This is a genomic window from Chitinophaga sp. OAE865 (assembly GCF_040546735.1).
Classification (GTDB): Bacteria; Bacteroidota; Bacteroidia; order Chitinophagales; family Chitinophagaceae; genus Chitinophaga; species Chitinophaga polysaccharea_A.
Genome location: NZ_JBEPOF010000001.1, coordinates 6,149,729 through 6,166,658 on the forward strand (window position 1 = coordinate 6,149,729; position 16,930 = coordinate 6,166,658).

The following is a 16,930-nucleotide window of genomic DNA, read 5'->3' on the forward strand; positions in this document are numbered from 1 at the left end:
CTACTAATTTTGGCTGATAATTAAATGATTTGCTTTTTGACTGATTTTAAGATTAAATACCTTCCTGATAACAAAAAGGATATCGTCTGCACTGGCTGCAGGCACTGTTCCTGAAAGCCTTTTCTGCGCCAGCTCCGGCGCATCTAAAGTAATACTGTAACCGTAGTTGTCTTCCAGCACGTTCAGTATTTCCCGGAGGGTATAGCCGTCCAGGTCTAATTCGTTGGCTGTCCAGGCTTTATTGGCCTGTGGCTTTCTTTCCATTTCCTTTAACAGCTGTTTACTGCTGTCATAAACAAAAGCGTCGCCCGGTTTTAGTATTTTGACAAATGCCCCGGGGCCGTTCTTTTCAATTCTCAAACTGCCCTCCAGCAGGGAGATCTCCGTGATGTTGCGGCGGTTTCTTACATTAAACTTAGTGCCCAGTACAGTGAGCGCAAGGTTACTTACATGTACATGGAACGAATCCGATTGCTGCCACCTGTTTTTGATGGCTACATGCTTTACTTCAAAGTAGGCTTCCCCGTTCAGCCATATCTCCCGTGGCTTTGCCGATTTCCAGGTACGGGAGTAGTGAATAGAAGAATTACCGTTTAAAGTAACTACAGATTCATCCGGCAACACCACCTGTTCATGCTTTCCAAATGCGGTGGTATAGGATCTCTGGCCATGGGACGACAGCTCCCTGACAACTACCATGAACAACAATACCGCTGCAGCAGCCGCTGTCCATTTAGCCACCAGTTTCATGGGCCGGTAATATCGCCGCTGCCGTTGCTCATCTGCTGCTATATTGCCGGCAATTTTTTCCCATAGCAGTGATTTACCTGTAGCAGGACTATAAGCCGGCTCCCTGTTCAGGAGCAGTATCCAGGCACGGGCTTCTTCCATTGCGGCCTTCTTATCCGGGTACTGCATGGAGAGCTGTGTCCAGTAAGCAATTGCCGCCTCGTCCCACTTCAGTATATGACGAATAAATGTTTCATCTTCAAAGAAAGAAGTGGTAGTATAGTCCGTATAGTTCCCGTGCTGATGTTCCATAGCTGATTATATATACACTGCACTTTGAAATTTTATCCCTCGTTCGGGTTAAAAAATCAATAAATTTATTTTAATGGTTAGATATTAAATATTTTCTAACAGTCGTACCATTAGATATGACTGTATTAGATTTTTTTCAATGAAACAACCGCCAGTAAAATAAGGAGATCAGATTTGGATAAGTATTGCCGGAGGGTATCTATTGCTTTATACAGCAATTTATAAGTACTGGAAACGGAAAGCTGCATGAGTGCAGCAATTTCTTCGTATTCCATTTCTTCATAGTAACGCAGGTGGATGATTTCCCTTTGCCTGGGTGTCATTTTTTCCAGGGCCGCCACCAGGTTGTTGCGGATGGTTTCCAGTCGCTCGCGGCTGATCAGGGTTTGGTCATACCCCAGTTCCTGCCCGGGCCAGGTCCATCCGTCCAGCACAGAGAAACTATACTCCCGCTGCTGCATTTCCAGCATGCGGAGCAATACACGGCGAAACGATTTATACAGATAATTTTTAACGGAGCCGGTATCTTTAATACCATCCCGGTTTTTCCAGAGCTTAACAAACAGGTTCTGCAGGGCGTCTTCTATCAGGTGATCATCTGCAGAAAATTTATGACCATAATTAAAGAGAGGAGTATAATATTTATCAAAGATCCTTTGCAGGGAGGATTCATCTCCGGACCGGAATGCCTCCCATATATCTTTGTCATCCTGCATTATCCTGGTCAATTCAGTTGGTTCAGCTGCGAAATTGCGGAAAATATTTCAAATATTTTCCCCCACAACTGCCATGAGTTAATAAAACGCAATATGAATAAGGATTTGGGAGCAACAACAGGGCAATATAAATAAACAATAATTATATGTGTCACATATACACTATAAATTCCCGGGAGGCCGGCCGCTGATCCGGGGGAACAGCGGTCTTATAATGCTTATCTTGCTTCACTGATCTTATCTCCCTTAACAGGGGAATAATCTGTTTTTGGAGCTCCGTTCACTTCCAGTTTACTGAAATAACATTTAACGCCGGTGGCCTTATTCAGGTTTTCAATGTTTTGAAGATGAAAGTGCAGATGAGGCTCGGAAGAATTGCCTGAATTACCACATAAACCGAGCAGCTGCCCCTGTTTCACCTGGTCGCCCTCCTTCACCTTTACGGAATGCTGTTTAAAATGTGCAAAGAAAACATACTCTTTATTCCTGGTTTTCATCAGTACCGCATTACCCGGAACATAGATGGGGTTCAATTCACCGGGGATATTGTCTTTAACGCCATCTACCGCCCAAACCACTTCTCCGTCGCAAGGCGCTATAATTGGCTGCCCGAACGCGTAATAATCATCATTTGTTTTTCCATTGGTCCTGAAGCTCCGTCCTTCCGCGTTATTTATCACAATATCAAAGGCGTTCTTCTGGAACCGGACATTCACGTGATAATTTAATTCTTTTGTATCACCTCCCCAGAACACTGTCCATTCGCCTTTAAAAGGCAGGTGCATAGCGGTAATGTTCCTTTGCAACACCGGCATAGTATCCGGCTCATATGGCTTTGCATACAATCCTGTAATAGCATTGTTATTGTCGGCTGCTATGCTGAGAGAAATAATCCCTTTCTCAAACTCCGTTTTGTATACGGCAAATGGGGCCTGGTTTTCAAGGAAGGTTCTCTTTACAATATTGCCATAGCCGTTCTTTAAATCGGTAAGAAAAGCTTTTGTTTTGTCTAACGGTAAACTGGTTTTAGCCTCCGGAGAAAATATAGCATAGATACTATCGAACTGACCAGCATTGTAATACTTTTCAAATTTATCAGCCGTATACCGGTTTGCTGCATTTTCAGTCTGGCAGAAGGCAGTAAAAAAAGACAGGGATAACATTACTGCTAAAACAAATTTCAGTTTCATTTTCATCATTTAAAAGGGTTAGTAGCGGAAAGTAGCAATATTATTACATATAGCTGTAAAATAATTTGCCCGTTTCATTATACCCGTTCCGTAATTCTGTGCTATTCTTCCGCTCATCCGGGTTATTTCCGCGGTAAAGCCGGTGGTACTTTTGTCTTATCAAGATTAACAATATTTAAAAAAAGATATCATGAGCAAGATCATTCTGATTACAGGCGCGTCCAAAGGATTTGGGAAATTATGGGCGGAAGCCTTCCTGAAACAAGGCGATAAAGTAATTGCCACCGCAAGGGATACCAGCGCATTAAACGACCTCGTTGCGGCCTACGGGGATCACATCTTACCCCTGAAACTGGATGTCAATAACCGGGAGGAGGTATTTGCCGCAATAAGCCAGGCCAGGCAACATTTCGGACGCATTGATGTGCTGATCAACAATGCGGGCTATGGCCTGTTTGGCACTACGGAAGAAACCACGGAAGCACAGGCGCGACTACAAATGGAAACCAATTTCTTTGGCTCCCTCTGGGTAGTGCAGGCCGTACTACCGGTTTTCCGCCAGCAAAAAAGCGGTCACCTGATACAGGTATCCAGCTTCCTTGGTTTAACCACCCTGCCATTACTGGGATTGTACAATGCCTCCAAATTTGCCGTGGAAGGACTTATAGAAACGGTAGATTCCGAAGTGGCGCACCTGGGCATTAAAACCACTTTGATTGAACCTAACGGGTATGCCACCGATTGGGCCGGGGCCTCCGCTACACAAACCAATGCCGATATTGAAGATTATGCCCCCGTTCGCGCGGCTTTTGCCAAATCAGGCGAAAACCCGGATATATGGGGCGTGCCCGCAGCTACAGTGGCGCCATTGCTGCAAATTGTTCAAAGCGCCAATCCTCCCAAAAGATTACTGTTCGGGAAGATTGCCTACCATGGCATACAACAGGTATACACGCAAAGATTAAAAGAGATCGAAGACTGGAAAGAAGTAAGCATTGCCGCACACGGGCATTAAAACAAAGCATCTTTAGCAGTACCGGCGCCCAGCGCGCCGGTACTTTATATTTCGCTAATTTTGTACTTATGAAGCATTACAAAACACTCAGTGAGCTGAATAAAGATAACGGCTGGCCCGCCCCGGAACATCCGTTGCTGAACATGGTAAGCTGCCAGAGCGATTGCCCTTTGGGCGACAGGGAATTCACCACTGATTGCTACATCATCGCTTTTAAAAAGCTGAAAGCCGGTGTGGTCATGTACGGCCGCACACCGTACGACAGTACAAACGGATCCATGATGTTCATGAAGCCCCGGCAGATCATGGAAATGAAAGGGCTTCAGTTTGAAGAAGCCGGTTTTATGATCATGATCCACGAAGATTACCTCAACGGGCATGAGCTTTTCCATACCATCGGGAAATATGGCTACTTCGATTACGAGGTAAATGAAGCGCTGCACCTTTCTCCCCGTGAAGAAGAAGTTATCTGGGAACTGCACGATAAAATAAAAGCAGAATACACCAATAACCCGGATGAATACAGCAGGGAAATTATACTGGGCCATATCGCTTCCATCCTGATGTACTCCCAGCGGTTTTATAAACGGCAGTTCATTAACCGCACATCGCTTTCCGGTAAAACAGTCACAAAATTCAACCAGGTGTTGCAGCAGTATATCAGTAATGGCAACCTGCAAAAAGAAGGGCTCCCATCGGTCAATTATATGGCAGAACAACTGTTTATATCTCCCCGCTACCTCAGCGACCTGCTTAAACAGGAAACAGGTAAAACCGCACTGGAGTTAATTCATCTTTCCCTGATCTCGGAAGCCAAACACCTGCTGCAAACAGCAGATCAGGGCGTTGCCGAAATTGCTTATTTACTGGGTTTTGAAAATTCATCTTACTTCACCCGGTTATTTAAAAAACAAACAGGCATGAAGCCGCTGGAATTCAGGAAAAGTATACAATTGAACAGGTAACTACCGGAACTTTTTCAGCAGTTCTTCCTTTTTCCGCCGCGCTACTGTTACATATGCGCCGTTCTCCAGTTCTATCTGCCCTCCTTCTCCCCGGATGTAACGTTTGATGTAACGGAGATTGATGATATAGGAATGATGCGTGCGGAAGAAAAGATCCGTGGGGAGCAGTTCTTCGAAGTCTTTCATAGTACGGCTCGCCAGTAAACTGGGATGGTTGGCGAAATGGATAGCTGTATAATTGCTCTTTGCTTCAAGATATACAATATCCGTGATGGTGAAGAAAAGCAGGCCATCTATGGTGGGGATGGCGATCTTGCCCAGGAGGGGTCTTGTATCAAGGTTTTGCTGTAGTACCCGGAGCTTTTCTTCGGTATGATCCTGCGATTGCTCCCTTACTCTTTCAACTGCCGATTTCAGTTCTTCAATATCCACCGGTTTGAGCAGGTAGTCGAAGGCCGCATACCTGATAGCTTTGATGGCATACTGGTTGTAAGCGGTGGTAAAAATAAGATGAAAATCTTTTTGCGGAAGAAGATGCAGCATTTCAAAACCGTTCATACTTGGCATTTCGATATCCAGGAAAACGATATCCGGTTTTTGTTCCCGGATAAGATGCAACCCTTCTGCACCATCGGCTGCTTCACCCAGCAATTCTATTTCCGGGCAATAGTCGTGCAGTTTTTCACGTAAGGCAACACGCCCTTTTTTCTCATCGTCAATGATTACAGCTGTCAGCATTACTGAATTTTTAATAGTACCTGAACCCTGGTGCCGGTGGGCTTTCCTTCGTTCTTCAAATCTGTTACCTCCACAGAGGCGTATTCCTCGTTATTGAAAAATCTTACCCTGTCTTCACTCATTTGCATACCATAGGAGTGATCATGCCGCTTGCTGCCGGTTTTAACGGTATCCCTGCCTACGCCGTTATCTTCAATAACATATTCAATATGTTCTTCGTTTTTGGTTACTGTAATCGTAAGCCGGCCATTATTATCCGGGCGATACCTCAGTCCGTGCAGGATGGCATTTTCAACATAGGGTTGCACCACCAGCGGCGGCACCTGGAAATCGTCCTGCAGGAGGGATTCATCTGCCCTGATAGATGCGGTGAACTTATTTTCGTCGCGTAGCTGTTCCAGGTCGATATATAATTGCAGGGTTTCCAGGTCTTTCGCCAGGCTGATCACATTTTGCTTGGAGCTATCCAGTACATTGCGCAGCAGTTTGGCAAATTTGTTAAGGTATACCGTGGCGTGGTATTTATCATTGCTCTGTATCAGCGCATCAATACCGTTAATACAGTTGAAAATAAAATGGGGGTTCATCTGCGCCCGCAGCGCCATCATTTCTGTTTCGGCGATCCGGTGTCTTAGCTCCGCTTCCCTCCAGATATTTTTAATTCTCCGTTTTATCAGGAATACCACCAACCCTATGATCAGGATCAGCGCAGCAATGCGGAACCACCATGTTTGCCACCATGCAGGATGAGCGGTTACAAACAGCGTAAGTGTTTGTTGCTGCAGGTTGGCCAGGTTATCAGCTACTGCTATGGTAATGGCATAGTCACCGGGCCTGATATGATCAAGGGATAATTCCGGGCGATGTCCCAGGTCGTGCCAGGTATTCTCATCACTGTACTTATACCTGAATTGTACTTTATAAGGATCGAGGTACGACAGGTCAGAAAAAAACAGGTACAGGGATGTTTCTTTCCTGGACAGCTCAATATGGGTATTATTCTCTGACCTGGCCACATCATTCACCCTGGTTTGGGTAAGTCGCAGGCGGTTGGTTAACCGGGTTTGCAGCATCTTTTCAGTGTCTATCAGCAATAGCCCGTCCGGGATGCCCAAAGCTAGTTTTCCATTAAGTAATTTTTTATGGGCATTTACCAGGTAGTCTGTAGGCAAACCATCTATCTGCGACAGGCGCACCACTTTGTTCTTCCCCTTCAGCCATACATGCAGCCCTTCGCGGGTGCCAAAAAATACGTTCCCGTGCTTGTCTTCCGAAATACCCACCACATAGGTATCCGTTATCCCATAATCATGTGTGTCTACTTTCTGGGTGATCCTTCCTTTTTCATTGGTGCGGTTCCATCCGCCGTAGGCGGAAAACAACAAAGTGCCATTAGCTCCCTGTCCAATGCTGTTGTAATAATCACCCACAAACACGCCCAGGTCCTTTTTATTGATGCTGGTATCAGAGATCTCAATAAATTGATTTTTATCCGGGTCGTAGCGCGCAATGCCCCAGGCTTTGGGCATCCATCCTGCCAGCCAGATGTTGCCGCTGTTATCCACCAGTATATCGTTCCAGGTATTGCCTGTCCAGAAAGCGGTGTCGTTGTTAAATGCTTTGGAGAATTTTTTAAGACCGGGATAACTGTACCGTGCAATAGGCTGACCTGAGAATACCACCCAGTACTCGTTCTGCGGGGTGACCAACACCTTGCGTATGGCGCTCTTTATTTGCAGGTCCGGTAAGTGAAGCGGCTGGAAATGTTTATCACGCCAAATGAGTATTCCTTTGCTGGTAGATAACATCACCTGGTGGTCCACTTCATCCAGTGCATAACATTTGCTGCCGGCCTGTGCTGCAAAACGTTTCTCCCAAATTCCGTTTCCGTAAAACCAGACATCGCCCGACCTGGTAAGCATCCACAACCCGCTTGTTTTTTGTTCCACCACAGCTATCACCGGGTCGTCTTTTTCATTGGTACGTGGAATGGTGAGCGTTTCAAGTGCATCGGGAAGCGGAGTTAATTTAACCAGTCCTTTTGTTGTGGCTACCCAGAAGAGGTTGGTACGTGTATCAAAACTTACATAATTGATCACGGCGGCATCAATGCTGCAAACTTCCCGGTAATTATGCTGCTCCAGCTGATATATTTTTTGTGTGGTGTAAAGAAACAATCCTTTTGCAGTAAGCAGGAATCCTTTTACTACATCGTGGTTAGGAAGTGAAGGGAGATCATTAAATTCCCCTGTGGCCGGCTTTACCCTGATCAGCTTTCCGTCGGTGGTAGAAAGGATCACGTCTTCGTTATTCAACCGGATGGCGCTTTCATAGCTTAACCGGTTGATGGCTGTTTCAGGATGCAGCGCCAGTTTGTTGCCGGCTTCCTGCCATACCCAAAGCCCTGACTTTGCAGGTACCCATATGCTTCCATCGGCAACCTGCAGTATGTCGGTATTGATCCCTGCATCTTTATTATCGGGGCCGATGAGGAAGGAAGAGATCTTACCCGTTTGCGGCAGGTAGTATTTTACATAGTTAAAATCTGTTGACCAGATCCTTCCCTTACTGTCTACAAAAATATTTCTATATGCATCATTATTCGGATCAGTATCTGTAAAAATATTTGCCGTCAGTAGCCGGGGCGCATTGTTAAAGCCCTGCAGGCGGTTCAGGCCCCTGTCGTCATAAAAGTAAAAGGCATCATGATCCAGGAACAGATCGGTTACCCCGGATTGTACTGACGGGTGGTTTACAAATCGGTAGCCATCATAAATGGAAATACCTCTTTGTGACGCGATATATAAATAACCGGATGAATCAGGAATGGCGGCATTTACGTAGTCGGACGGAAGGCCATCCATATAATTCAGGGTTTGTTTCCTGTAGTGATCCTGGCCGTAAACACTTCCCCTGAAGGCGAAGCAGCTACAGCATATTAACCCAAACAGTGCATGCGATATCATCCGCGGAAAGGCCACCGTTTTTTATTTAAATTTACAAACATTTACAGTTATCCTCCTATGTTTCTGCCCTGCTGCTTTTTAAGGCTACCGGGGCAAGGGCTGGGCTGCACAGGAGCCCCCTGATTTTAACCCGTAGGTAGCATTGTTAATGATATCATTGCCATAAGGTGTTAAGGTGCCAAATTCCCCGTTGGTGGTCATTTCCCGCGGTTTACAGCAATCCTGGGTATAGGACCAGGCCAGCCAGCCGATACCGCGGCTGCAGGCTTCTCCCAGGATAATACGATACAGGTTGGTTATATCATAAACGCAACAAACATTATCATCCTGCCAGTTACCTACTTCTCCGAAAACAAAACAGGTACCGGTGTTATTGATCTCATCCAGTTTTGTTTTAACTGCGGCCGCGGTGTTTGCATAATCTGTCCAATAGGTATGCGCGGAGAAAATAATATTCTTCCTGGGATCAGCATTAAGAATGTCTTTCGCTACCCTTGCCAGTGCAGAAGAAGATCTGCCGCAATCGGGAGCGTCAATCATCAGTGGAATAGTAATGCCTGCATTACGCAGCTTTTGCACCGCCTGGATATAATTATTTTTGAATATCCCCTGTGCGGCCACGGGGTCTGCAGCCCATTCCACATCGCCAAACTCACAGGCAATGTTAGCGATCAGGTATTTCTTATGTTTATTGATCAGGTCAATCACTACCGGCTTTTGCCACCAGGCTACGGCTACATTATTAAAATAATTCCAGTCGTTGCTGCACACCGTATTCTGGATCACCAGGATGGGGATCATGCCTTTTTCGTAGCAATATCCAATGATATCACTTAACGTTCCGTTGTTCAGCAGTCCATCCACCGTTCCTGGAGTTCCTTCTTCCGGATCATCCATAAAATGGGTGCCATTGGTATACCATTGGATACGGATAGCATTGGCGCCGGTTTTTGCTGCTTCATCAATTTTGAACTTATACCGGGCCGGGGTTCCCAGGGTTGGCAAGCCTTCATCGATAACAGGGTAATTGATGCCACGCAGCACGAACGACTGTCCACCTGCCAGTACCAGGTTTTTGCCTGATACGGTAATGGTAGCAGCGGCAGCAGGGGGATCTGCGGGATCGTTGTTATCGTGGCTGCAACCTGTGCTCATGGCCAGCACTACTGCAAGAAAAGTTAAAAAGGCGGATCCTTTCAGTGTTTTCATATTAACTGGTTTTATGTTTCACTACAGGTGAATCAATTACAGGAGTACTGGTACCTTATCTCCCGGCTGGAACCAGCGCCGCTGCCGCTAAGCGTAGCTACTTTAATTTTTCCCGTTTCATCATATTCGTAGTTCACGTTGATGATCGTTGTCCCGTCTGTAAGCGATTTCACCAGGTTTTTATTGTTAAATGGGTTTACACCGGTATTTATCAGGTTATCAAAACTTACAGCGCCTCCTTTCTGCGCGGGCCTGTCGGTATAGTATTCAAAGCTCGCTATTCCTCCACCGGTTACTTCCTGTTTTACCACATTGCCATTAGCCCAGGTGTAGGTAATGGTGCCACTGGAGTTGTCGGCAGGTTTGTCGATGTATTCATATTTTTGAGTAGAAAGCTGTAGTTCTCCTTTGCTGTTGTATTCATAAGTAGTGGTAGTAGTAGAAGTATGTTTGGGTGTTTGTCCCTGTGGGACGATTTTGTAGTTCTTTTCAACAATAAGGGTAGGTAATCCCATACTATTAAGTTCTGCGCGCAGCTGGCCTGTTAATTGCCCATCCGCATGGTCTGAATATGCATCACGCGTGAACTGGCCCTGTATATAATTAAACTGGTAACGCGTCTTATAAAAATCATCCAGGCTTATTTTGCTGATCCTTCCGTCGTTGTCGTAACTCAGTGTATAGATAACAGTGCTGGCGCCTGATTTCGAGGTGGCTACAGCAATGCGGCAATTTTTATCCGGAGGAGGCGCCGGGCCGTTATCGTCTTTATGGCAGCTCCCCAGTATACAAGCTGATATTAATAAGAAAGACCTGAAAAATGATGTAGGTTTCATGATATTGTGTTTTGAAATTACGGGATTTTTCCTGTACTGTTTATAATGGTAGGTATATTATGCAGCGAGCCAGTCGCGCATCCTGGCATACAGCTGGTTGGTCCAGTTCCCTCCGCAATGGCTGTTACAGCTGTTATCTGTCACCCCCTGGCTTTTCGACTTAAAAGGAGAATCGTTACGGATGGCGTCATAGAGGGCTTTACCTGAAAGTCCGCCGGGATCGGGGGAACCGGAACAGCTGATGGAATATACCGGTACATGAAAATAGGTGGCTCCTTCAATAGCGCCGCAGGCGGCGAGTACTCCCTGACAATAGGCCAGTTTGGCGGTCCTGGCCGTATTGTTCAGGAGCATATAGGCAGCATAGGAATAACCTCCAATTACAGCACGGTTCTTATTAAGCCCGGATTTCCCGGCCAATGCAGTGATGCACTTGTCGTAATCCTCAGCCACCATATCCGAACTGGCATCCCAGTTGGCCAGGCCGGGGGTTTTGCGGTATTGTACAATGGCGGCTATATAATTATTTTCCGCCGCTTTACGGCACAGGGATATTTCGGTATCGCCATCCATACTGCCGGGGCCGGGCTTCTCTGCATCGTTGCCGCTGCCCATCACCAGTATACCGCTATAACTTGCGAGGCCTTCTTTTACAAACAATTTATAGGTAACGCCGTTATTGGTTTCCACCACGCCTTTCATGCCTCCATCGGGATTATTGCCGGTTCTCTTGCTGCAGTAAGACAACAGGAAGGCAAATAATGCCGCGCAACAGGATAGCCTGAAATAAGCATGTGTTTTCATGAGTTTATAATTAGTTGTAAAAACGTACATCCACTGATTCAATTCAAAAGTCCACCAGAAACAGGGAAGGCGGAAGTGCCGTTTAGCAGATGGGGGAAATTATTGAGCCGGCGGAGGAATAATCATGAAAACGTATGGAGTATATTGGGGAGATGCTATTTCAGTGCAAATGACATTAATGGCGCCACCAGAGTTAGCTGGCACCTATTACCACTATCTCTTCCGGGCGTCTTTACCGGACAACAGCGCGGGTATCAATAAAAAAGTGCGCCTGTAAAATTTTACAGGCGCACTTTTTTACTTAATCAGCTCAAGGTTCGGATGAGTTACGTTGCAATGATTTCAGCAATTTATTATAGGTGCTGAAATCTGCTTCAGGCTGATTATCCAGCCATCCATAGGTAAGTCCCTGGATTCTTCCCTGGTAAAAATCAGCATCCTCAGGATACAGTCTTAACCCCTCATAGTATCTTTTCAGCATCGCTTCATAACCCGCACGGTCTTTCCTGCTGGCGTATTTTTCGCCTTCCGCATAACCGTAATTATATTCCCGGTCAAACTCAGAAAGTACAGGTCCGGTTTTGCTTGGCGGTGTAAGTGTTTGGGCATGAACCTGAGAAGATCCTAACAAAACAATTAACAGCACAACAGCTGCTTTTGCAACAGCATTCCATTTCAGAAATAGCTTTCTTTTATTCTCCATAAAATAGTATTTAGACAATAAATTTAGCTATCCTTACTATCTGACAATAGTACAAAAGCGACAAGTTTATGTATAGACTTCTTTATATTTTTTACTCAACCTAATAAAAAGATCATCTCCGTTACCATGTTCTGCCTCTAATTCCTTTAATACCCAGGATACATTAATTTTATGCGGACCGGCAATACGATTCAGGACATCGGGCTCGTTTTTCCCTTCTTCCAGGATTTTGCCTAAAACAAAAATGAATTCCCTGGCAGCGTTGTCCAAATCTTTCAGGCCCTGGGCACGGTCCCCTTTCTTCAACAGGAAATCAATATCATCAAGCGTTTCAGGTGAAGTCCAGGCAGAACTATTTGCAAAAATAGCGTCAAAATTGTTCCGGCTTTCCCTTAGCTCATCTGTATCACCAGCTACAAACGCCAGGGGATCTACCGAAGCTACGAATGAATAGCCATTTAAAACGTCGAACAAAGTAGTGAATCCCCATTTAACTACGCCCCAATATTCTTTTTTCCCGGATTTACAGCCTTCAGCATCAACAGAAGTCTGGAAAGAAAATACCGATGGCTTACTACTCACCGGGAAATCATGTAATTCAGTTCTTCTCAGCTCTCCCTTACCACGATTGTACCCGGGAAACTGTTGCATTATAATTTTTTCCGCACTAGGGTCTTGTTTTTGAGTCATCAGATCATAGTGATTCCGGACTTTATCTGTTTTGCTCATAAAAACTTCGTCCATACGATCTTCACTATTTCCTGCATTTCTTCTCTCCGCGTTGTAGGCCATTTCTACATTGGGTACGCCTGATTTATGTCCCCGGGGTGCAGTGTTTGTATAAAGCAGGTCAATAAAATGCTGGCTTGGCGAACTATTCCTTACCATATTTTTTACAGGATTTACGCCGTCGGTATCCAGGTTGGTCTCCTTCACTTCAGGGGGATCTTTTTCCCCGGCTGATTCCGGCATCAGGCTTTTCTCGTATGCCGCCTGTCCGTTATCGTTCGTTCTTAATGAAGCAATCTGTACGAGTTCAATCTTCTCTGCCGTATCTCCATCCGGAAACGGGTTGAATGATATATAACCATACATACCAGCCGAAGAGCCCTTAATCATCTCCTCAAAATGAATCAACAAATTTCCCTTCCCTGTAAAATCCTTATTGCCTTTAATTTCCTTTTTTGCCTGGATAATATTACCACCGGTGACGGCCTGTTTAACTGCTACCGGAACACCGGTATTATTTAACGCCATCGCTTTTTCTCCCATTATATCCGCTTCATTCTCGAGCGAGGAATCATCGTTGATCATGGCACCTTTCATCTGTAAATTGGGGACCACCCTCCCCTGCTTTTGTTGTACCACATGCCAGGCCTCGTGCGGCAGGTGCTTCTCCTGCCCCGGACCGATATGTATATCGCTCCCCTGTGCATAAGCCAATGCTGTTAGCCGGGCCGGCTTATCAGAGTTGTAATGCACCTTTACATCGTCCATGGAATAACCCGATAGATTTTCGATACCGGTTTTTAACTGATGCGGCAAGCCCGTATTATTGGTCTTTAACTGAAATGGGGGGATAGCGGCAGGTGCCGGGTTGTTTTCATTTATTGCGGGTATGGGAAATGCCTTCGTCTCCGGGATGGGCTCATCTTTTATCGGCAGGTAATCATCATGCTCATGCTGCTTTCTCTGAACAGGCTGAACGGCGGGTACAGATACTCCCCGGGTATTCCTGCTTTGTGCAGCAGCCGGGGACTTGCGTACAAACTGAGGGGTGCTTTCCTGTAACATAAAATAGGGGAAATAAATGACCGGTTAAATAAATATACGGAAAAAAGCACTTATCTCCACTTTATTTTAACGCAGCCCCCTGGGATCACCGGACGCCAGTGATCCCAGGGTTATTGTTACCACTTTATCTGCAGTTCAGTGCGCCTGTTCTGTTTGTATTCCTCTTCTTTACACGGCACACCATCTTTACAGCCATTCACAGGATCACGTTCTCCTTTATTGCTGTAGTAAAGACGTTTGGGATCGATGCCTGCATTCACCAGGTAATCTATTACTGCATAGCAGCGCAATGCCGACAGATCGGTATTATACTGGTCGGAACCGCGGTTATCCGCGAAGGAAGCAATCACGATCCGCCAGTCGGGGTGACGTTTCAACACCAGCGCCACCTGGTCGAGGATCTTCCGGGATTCAACGAGCAGCGATGCACTGTTGTAATCATACAGGAACTTCAGTTGTTCCAGCTTTTGTTTATCGGTCTCTTCTTCTGCAGTATGTTTTTTCACCACCAAACCCGGGCGGTCGCCTGTTACAGGCGGCGCTGCATGGTTTGTAATAACCGGCGATGGCTCGCTGGGATTAATCCTGTTAAAGTAATCAGCATCTGAGAAGAAATAAATATCATCCTTACCCATACCGCCGGGTTTATTGGAAGCCACGTATCCTTCATAGCCGTTACGTTTCAATATCAGCCCTATATCATCGGCTCCGGAGTTAAAGGGCAATTTCATATTCTGTGGTACTTCCCAGCTGGCCTTCGCCCCTTTTACCCGGTAGATATCATAACCTCCCATGCCTGCATATCCCCTGCTGGAGAAATAAAGAATACCTTCTTCATTAACGGTGGGAAAAGTTTCCGCTGCTACCGTGTTTACCTGGCTACCACAGTTCACAGGCGTGCCCCAGGTGCCATCGGCCTGTTTTTCTGCATACCAGATATCGGTCTGCCCCAGCCCTCCCGGGCGGTCGGATACAAAATACAATATGTTACCATCTGTACTTAACACGGCATGACTGGAAGAATACCCTTCCATATTAATGCCGGGCATCAATACAGGAGTGGCCCATTTACCATCTTTTTTTACAGCCTGGTAAATCTGCAGGTGGCGCACGCCATTCACGAAACCTTTACTGGTAACGGGTATATTGCCGCCCTGTATATTGATGGTGGCATACAACGTATCTTCCGTACTGTTAAAACATACCGGCCCGATATGGTAATCATATTTGCCCAGCAGCGCCGGTACCAGCTCTTCCAGGTATGTATTGGAATTGCCGCTGGAATATTGCTGGTAAACGTATGCTTTATAATAAGGCTGCTCAGTACGTTTGTCGACAGGCGGGTGCGACTGCGATCCACTATTTAGCGCAAGGGAACGGTACCCGTTCGACATCAGCAGCAGCCCTCTCTTCACTACACCGCTAACCAGGTCTGAGCCATAGGTATTAAGCTCTTTAAGTGGTTTTAACTGCACAGCGGGCGCCTGTTTACTCCATACAACGGCACTGTCGCAGCCCTGCAGGGCAATGTCTTTTAATTTAAGGCTATCTGCATTGGATGTGGAAAACAATGCGTATTGCTGCTTTGCCGCATCATACTGTTCCAGTTGCCGGAGCACCTCTCCATAGGCAAAATAAGCGGCAGCCGGATGGTCCGGGCGACTTATAATCTCCTGGTATATATCCGAAGCTTCTTTATAGTAACCGATCTCCTGGTAACTATGTGCCATTTTCATCAACTGATCCACGGGCATCTTTTTCCCTTTGTTACGGGCAATCCTGTTATAGAGCGCTCCTGCTTCTGCATACTGCTGCCTGGCGTACGCTGCGTTGGCTAACTGCGACAGGCTTTTCTGCTCCTGACTATACAGGCTGAAGGTACTCAACAACATCAGCGGGATAATAATAATACAACGTCTCATACGGGTAGTAACTAAAGTTTAAAAATACCGGGGGTTCTTTACCGTGAAATTTTTCGAAGGGATTAAAAAGCCTAATGATATTTCATGCGATCCTCCCTGGTAACCCGCCATTTTATTAATACTCAGATCATAGGAATAGCCGATGCGAAGGTTCTCTGTAGCGTAAAACTCTACCATCACACTGGCTGCATCCAGTTCACTAAGGTCCTTTTGCAGGTTGGTCTTGTTCCACAGGCCCACACCGGTACGGTAGGAAGCGCCTGTCCACAGCTTTTCACCAATCAGCAGGAAAGCATTGATGTCCACATTGGTAGGTCCCTTAAAATCTTCCTTGATAAGGATAGAAGGTTTCAGCTGCAATCCCTCACCCAGTGGAAACATAGCACCTGTAGTAACATACAGGTGCTGTGTTTTGCGGATGGTGGAATAATTGTTCCCTTTCCAGTTGTACCGTGTAGCATCTGTGTAAAGGGAAAGCAGGTCCATCACGGAAGCTCCTGCATAAAAACGGGAAGTATAGTAATAGATCCCGAAGCGTGCATCCGGTACCCATACGCTCTTTTTACCCAGGGGTATGGCCGAGTCGTCGTTATCGGTGTATTGCAGGGCTGTGCCATCAATGGAATACTGGGTAACACCACCTCCTATGCCAAAGCAAAGCCGGCGTGTGCCTTCATCGTCAAGCGGGATCCGGTATGCATAGGAGCCATAGAGTGATAAGGCTTCCTGCGGTCCCAGTTTATCAAACAACATTTGCAGCCCCAACCCTACCTTGTTGTCACTGGCGGGCGTTACTCCGTCTACCGATATGCCGCCTGTACGCGGCGCACCGGGAAATGAGGCCCACTGGTGCCGGTATACCGTGTTCACATACAGGTCTTCCTTATAACCTGCATAAGCGGGGTTAATACTTAACCCGTTGAACACATACTGGCTGAACTGTATGTTCTGTTGCGCCACTCCGCGCATCCCTGTTGCCAGCAACATCACCATTATTCCTGCTCTGAGTATTGTTTGCATCTTTTACTTTT

General features: G+C 46.1%; 15 protein-coding genes. 3 read left to right on the forward strand and 12 right to left on the reverse strand.

Translation table 11 applies throughout. From position 1 onward, the window contains the following. Positions 1-3: 3 nt before the first annotated feature. The 3 genes from ABIE50_RS24620 to ABIE50_RS24630 all read right to left on the reverse strand — a co-directional run bounded on the left by ABIE50_RS24620 (position 4) and on the right by ABIE50_RS24630 (position 2,947). Complete coding sequence (locus tag ABIE50_RS24620; RefSeq protein WP_209858627.1) at positions 4-1,041, reverse strand: FecR family protein; 1,038 nt, start codon at positions 1,039-1,041, stop codon at positions 4-6. Positions 1,042-1,166: 125 nt separating this feature from the next. Beyond that, positions 1,167-1,757, reverse strand: coding sequence for an RNA polymerase sigma factor (locus ABIE50_RS24625; protein ID WP_209858625.1), 591 nt, complete (start codon positions 1,755-1,757; stop codon positions 1,167-1,169). Between the two features lie 218 nt (positions 1,758-1,975). Continuing rightward, entirely contained in the window at positions 1,976-2,947 is a 972-nt protein-coding gene (locus ABIE50_RS24630) for a peptidoglycan DD-metalloendopeptidase family protein (RefSeq protein WP_354028163.1), read from the reverse strand. A gap of 190 nt (positions 2,948-3,137) precedes the next feature. Here ABIE50_RS24630 and ABIE50_RS24635 point away from each other — a divergent pair, with 190 nt between their 5' ends. Together ABIE50_RS24635 and ABIE50_RS24640 are read left to right on the forward strand one after the other, a co-directional pair. Next, positions 3,138-3,962, forward strand: a complete 825-nt coding sequence (locus ABIE50_RS24635; RefSeq protein WP_209858621.1) for an SDR family NAD(P)-dependent oxidoreductase — start codon at positions 3,138-3,140, stop codon at positions 3,960-3,962. A 68-nt stretch (positions 3,963-4,030) separates the two neighbouring features. After that, complete coding sequence (locus ABIE50_RS24640) at positions 4,031-4,927, forward strand: helix-turn-helix domain-containing protein (RefSeq protein ID WP_209858619.1); 897 nt, start codon at positions 4,031-4,033, stop codon at positions 4,925-4,927. On the opposite strand, the gene ABIE50_RS24645 is transcribed toward ABIE50_RS24640, so the two are convergent. The 5 genes from ABIE50_RS24645 to ABIE50_RS24665 all read right to left on the reverse strand — a co-directional run bounded on the left by ABIE50_RS24645 (position 4,928) and on the right by ABIE50_RS24665 (position 11,480). After that, on the reverse strand, positions 4,928-5,665 hold the full coding sequence (locus ABIE50_RS24645; RefSeq protein ID WP_209858617.1) for a LytR/AlgR family response regulator transcription factor: 738 nt from the start codon (positions 5,663-5,665) through the stop codon (positions 4,928-4,930). Further along, positions 5,665-8,529 (reverse strand): sensor histidine kinase, encoded by a 2,865-nt coding sequence (locus ABIE50_RS24650; RefSeq protein ID WP_209858615.1) that lies wholly within the window; start codon positions 8,527-8,529, stop codon positions 5,665-5,667. The genes ABIE50_RS24645 and ABIE50_RS24650 overlap by 1 nt, the downstream gene beginning before the upstream one ends. A gap of 186 nt (positions 8,530-8,715) precedes the next feature. Beyond that, entirely contained in the window at positions 8,716-9,840 is a 1,125-nt protein-coding gene (locus tag ABIE50_RS24655; protein ID WP_209858613.1) for a cellulase family glycosylhydrolase, read from the reverse strand. 32 nt (positions 9,841-9,872) lie between these two features. After that, positions 9,873-10,676 carry a hypothetical protein gene (locus tag ABIE50_RS24660; protein WP_209858611.1) on the reverse strand — a complete coding sequence of 268 codons (804 nt, stop codon included), beginning with the start codon at positions 10,674-10,676 and terminating at the stop codon, positions 9,873-9,875. 57 nt (positions 10,677-10,733) lie between these two features. Continuing rightward, the gene (locus ABIE50_RS24665; protein ID WP_209858609.1) at positions 10,734-11,480 is read right to left on the reverse strand and encodes a hypothetical protein; all 747 of its coding nucleotides are present in this window, start codon (positions 11,478-11,480) and stop codon (positions 10,734-10,736) included. 124 nt (positions 11,481-11,604) lie between these two features. Here ABIE50_RS24665 and ABIE50_RS24670 point away from each other — a divergent pair, with 124 nt between their 5' ends. Continuing rightward, the gene (locus ABIE50_RS24670) at positions 11,605-11,757 is read left to right on the forward strand and encodes a hypothetical protein (RefSeq protein ID WP_209858607.1); all 153 of its coding nucleotides are present in this window, start codon (positions 11,605-11,607) and stop codon (positions 11,755-11,757) included. Between the two features lie 33 nt (positions 11,758-11,790). Here the strand turns inward: ABIE50_RS24670 and ABIE50_RS24675 are convergent, their stop codons facing one another. The 4 genes from ABIE50_RS24675 to ABIE50_RS24690 form a co-directional block, all read right to left on the reverse strand. Continuing rightward, positions 11,791-12,183, reverse strand: a complete 393-nt coding sequence (locus ABIE50_RS24675) for a hypothetical protein (RefSeq protein ID WP_209858605.1) — start codon at positions 12,181-12,183, stop codon at positions 11,791-11,793. Positions 12,184-12,249: 66 nt separating this feature from the next. Continuing rightward, positions 12,250-13,977 (reverse strand): eCIS core domain-containing protein, encoded by a 1,728-nt coding sequence (locus ABIE50_RS24680; RefSeq protein ID WP_209858603.1) that lies wholly within the window; start codon positions 13,975-13,977, stop codon positions 12,250-12,252. Between the two features lie 116 nt (positions 13,978-14,093). After that, entirely contained in the window at positions 14,094-15,899 is a 1,806-nt protein-coding gene (locus tag ABIE50_RS24685; protein ID WP_209858601.1) for an OmpA family protein, read from the reverse strand. 18 nt (positions 15,900-15,917) lie between these two features. Continuing rightward, positions 15,918-16,919, reverse strand: a complete 1,002-nt coding sequence (locus ABIE50_RS24690; RefSeq protein WP_209858599.1) for a PorP/SprF family type IX secretion system membrane protein — start codon at positions 16,917-16,919, stop codon at positions 15,918-15,920. Between the last annotated feature and the right edge of the window lie 11 nt (positions 16,920-16,930).

Bases quoted from the DNA above. Each gene is read 5' to 3' on its own strand.
- ABIE50_RS24620 (WP_209858627.1), bottom strand. From the start codon at position 1,041: ATGGAACATCAGCACGGGAACTATACGGACTATACTACCACTTCTTTC.
- ABIE50_RS24625 (WP_209858625.1), bottom strand. From the start codon at position 1,757: ATGCAGGATGACAAAGATATATGGGAGGCATTCCGGTCCGGAGATGAA.
- ABIE50_RS24630 (WP_354028163.1), bottom strand. From the start codon at position 2,947: ATGAAACTGAAATTTGTTTTAGCAGTAATGTTATCCCTGTCTTTTTTT.
- ABIE50_RS24635 (WP_209858621.1), top strand. From the start codon at position 3,138: ATGAGCAAGATCATTCTGATTACAGGCGCGTCCAAAGGATTTGGGAAA.
- ABIE50_RS24640 (WP_209858619.1), top strand. From the start codon at position 4,031: ATGAAGCATTACAAAACACTCAGTGAGCTGAATAAAGATAACGGCTGG.
- ABIE50_RS24645 (WP_209858617.1), bottom strand. From the start codon at position 5,665: ATGCTGACAGCTGTAATCATTGACGATGAGAAAAAAGGGCGTGTTGCC.
- ABIE50_RS24650 (WP_209858615.1), bottom strand. From the start codon at position 8,529: ATGGATGGCCTTCCGTCCGACTACGTAAATGCCGCCATTCCTGATTCA.
- ABIE50_RS24655 (WP_209858613.1), bottom strand. From the start codon at position 9,840: ATGAAAACACTGAAAGGATCCGCCTTTTTAACTTTTCTTGCAGTAGTG.
- ABIE50_RS24660 (WP_209858611.1), bottom strand. From the start codon at position 10,676: ATGAAACCTACATCATTTTTCAGGTCTTTCTTATTAATATCAGCTTGT.
- ABIE50_RS24665 (WP_209858609.1), bottom strand. From the start codon at position 11,480: ATGAAAACACATGCTTATTTCAGGCTATCCTGTTGCGCGGCATTATTT.
- ABIE50_RS24670 (WP_209858607.1), top strand. From the start codon at position 11,605: ATGAAAACGTATGGAGTATATTGGGGAGATGCTATTTCAGTGCAAATG.
- ABIE50_RS24675 (WP_209858605.1), bottom strand. From the start codon at position 12,183: ATGGAGAATAAAAGAAAGCTATTTCTGAAATGGAATGCTGTTGCAAAA.
- ABIE50_RS24680 (WP_209858603.1), bottom strand. From the start codon at position 13,977: ATGTTACAGGAAAGCACCCCTCAGTTTGTACGCAAGTCCCCGGCTGCT.
- ABIE50_RS24685 (WP_209858601.1), bottom strand. From the start codon at position 15,899: ATGAGACGTTGTATTATTATTATCCCGCTGATGTTGTTGAGTACCTTC.
- ABIE50_RS24690 (WP_209858599.1), bottom strand. From the start codon at position 16,919: ATGCAAACAATACTCAGAGCAGGAATAATGGTGATGTTGCTGGCAACA.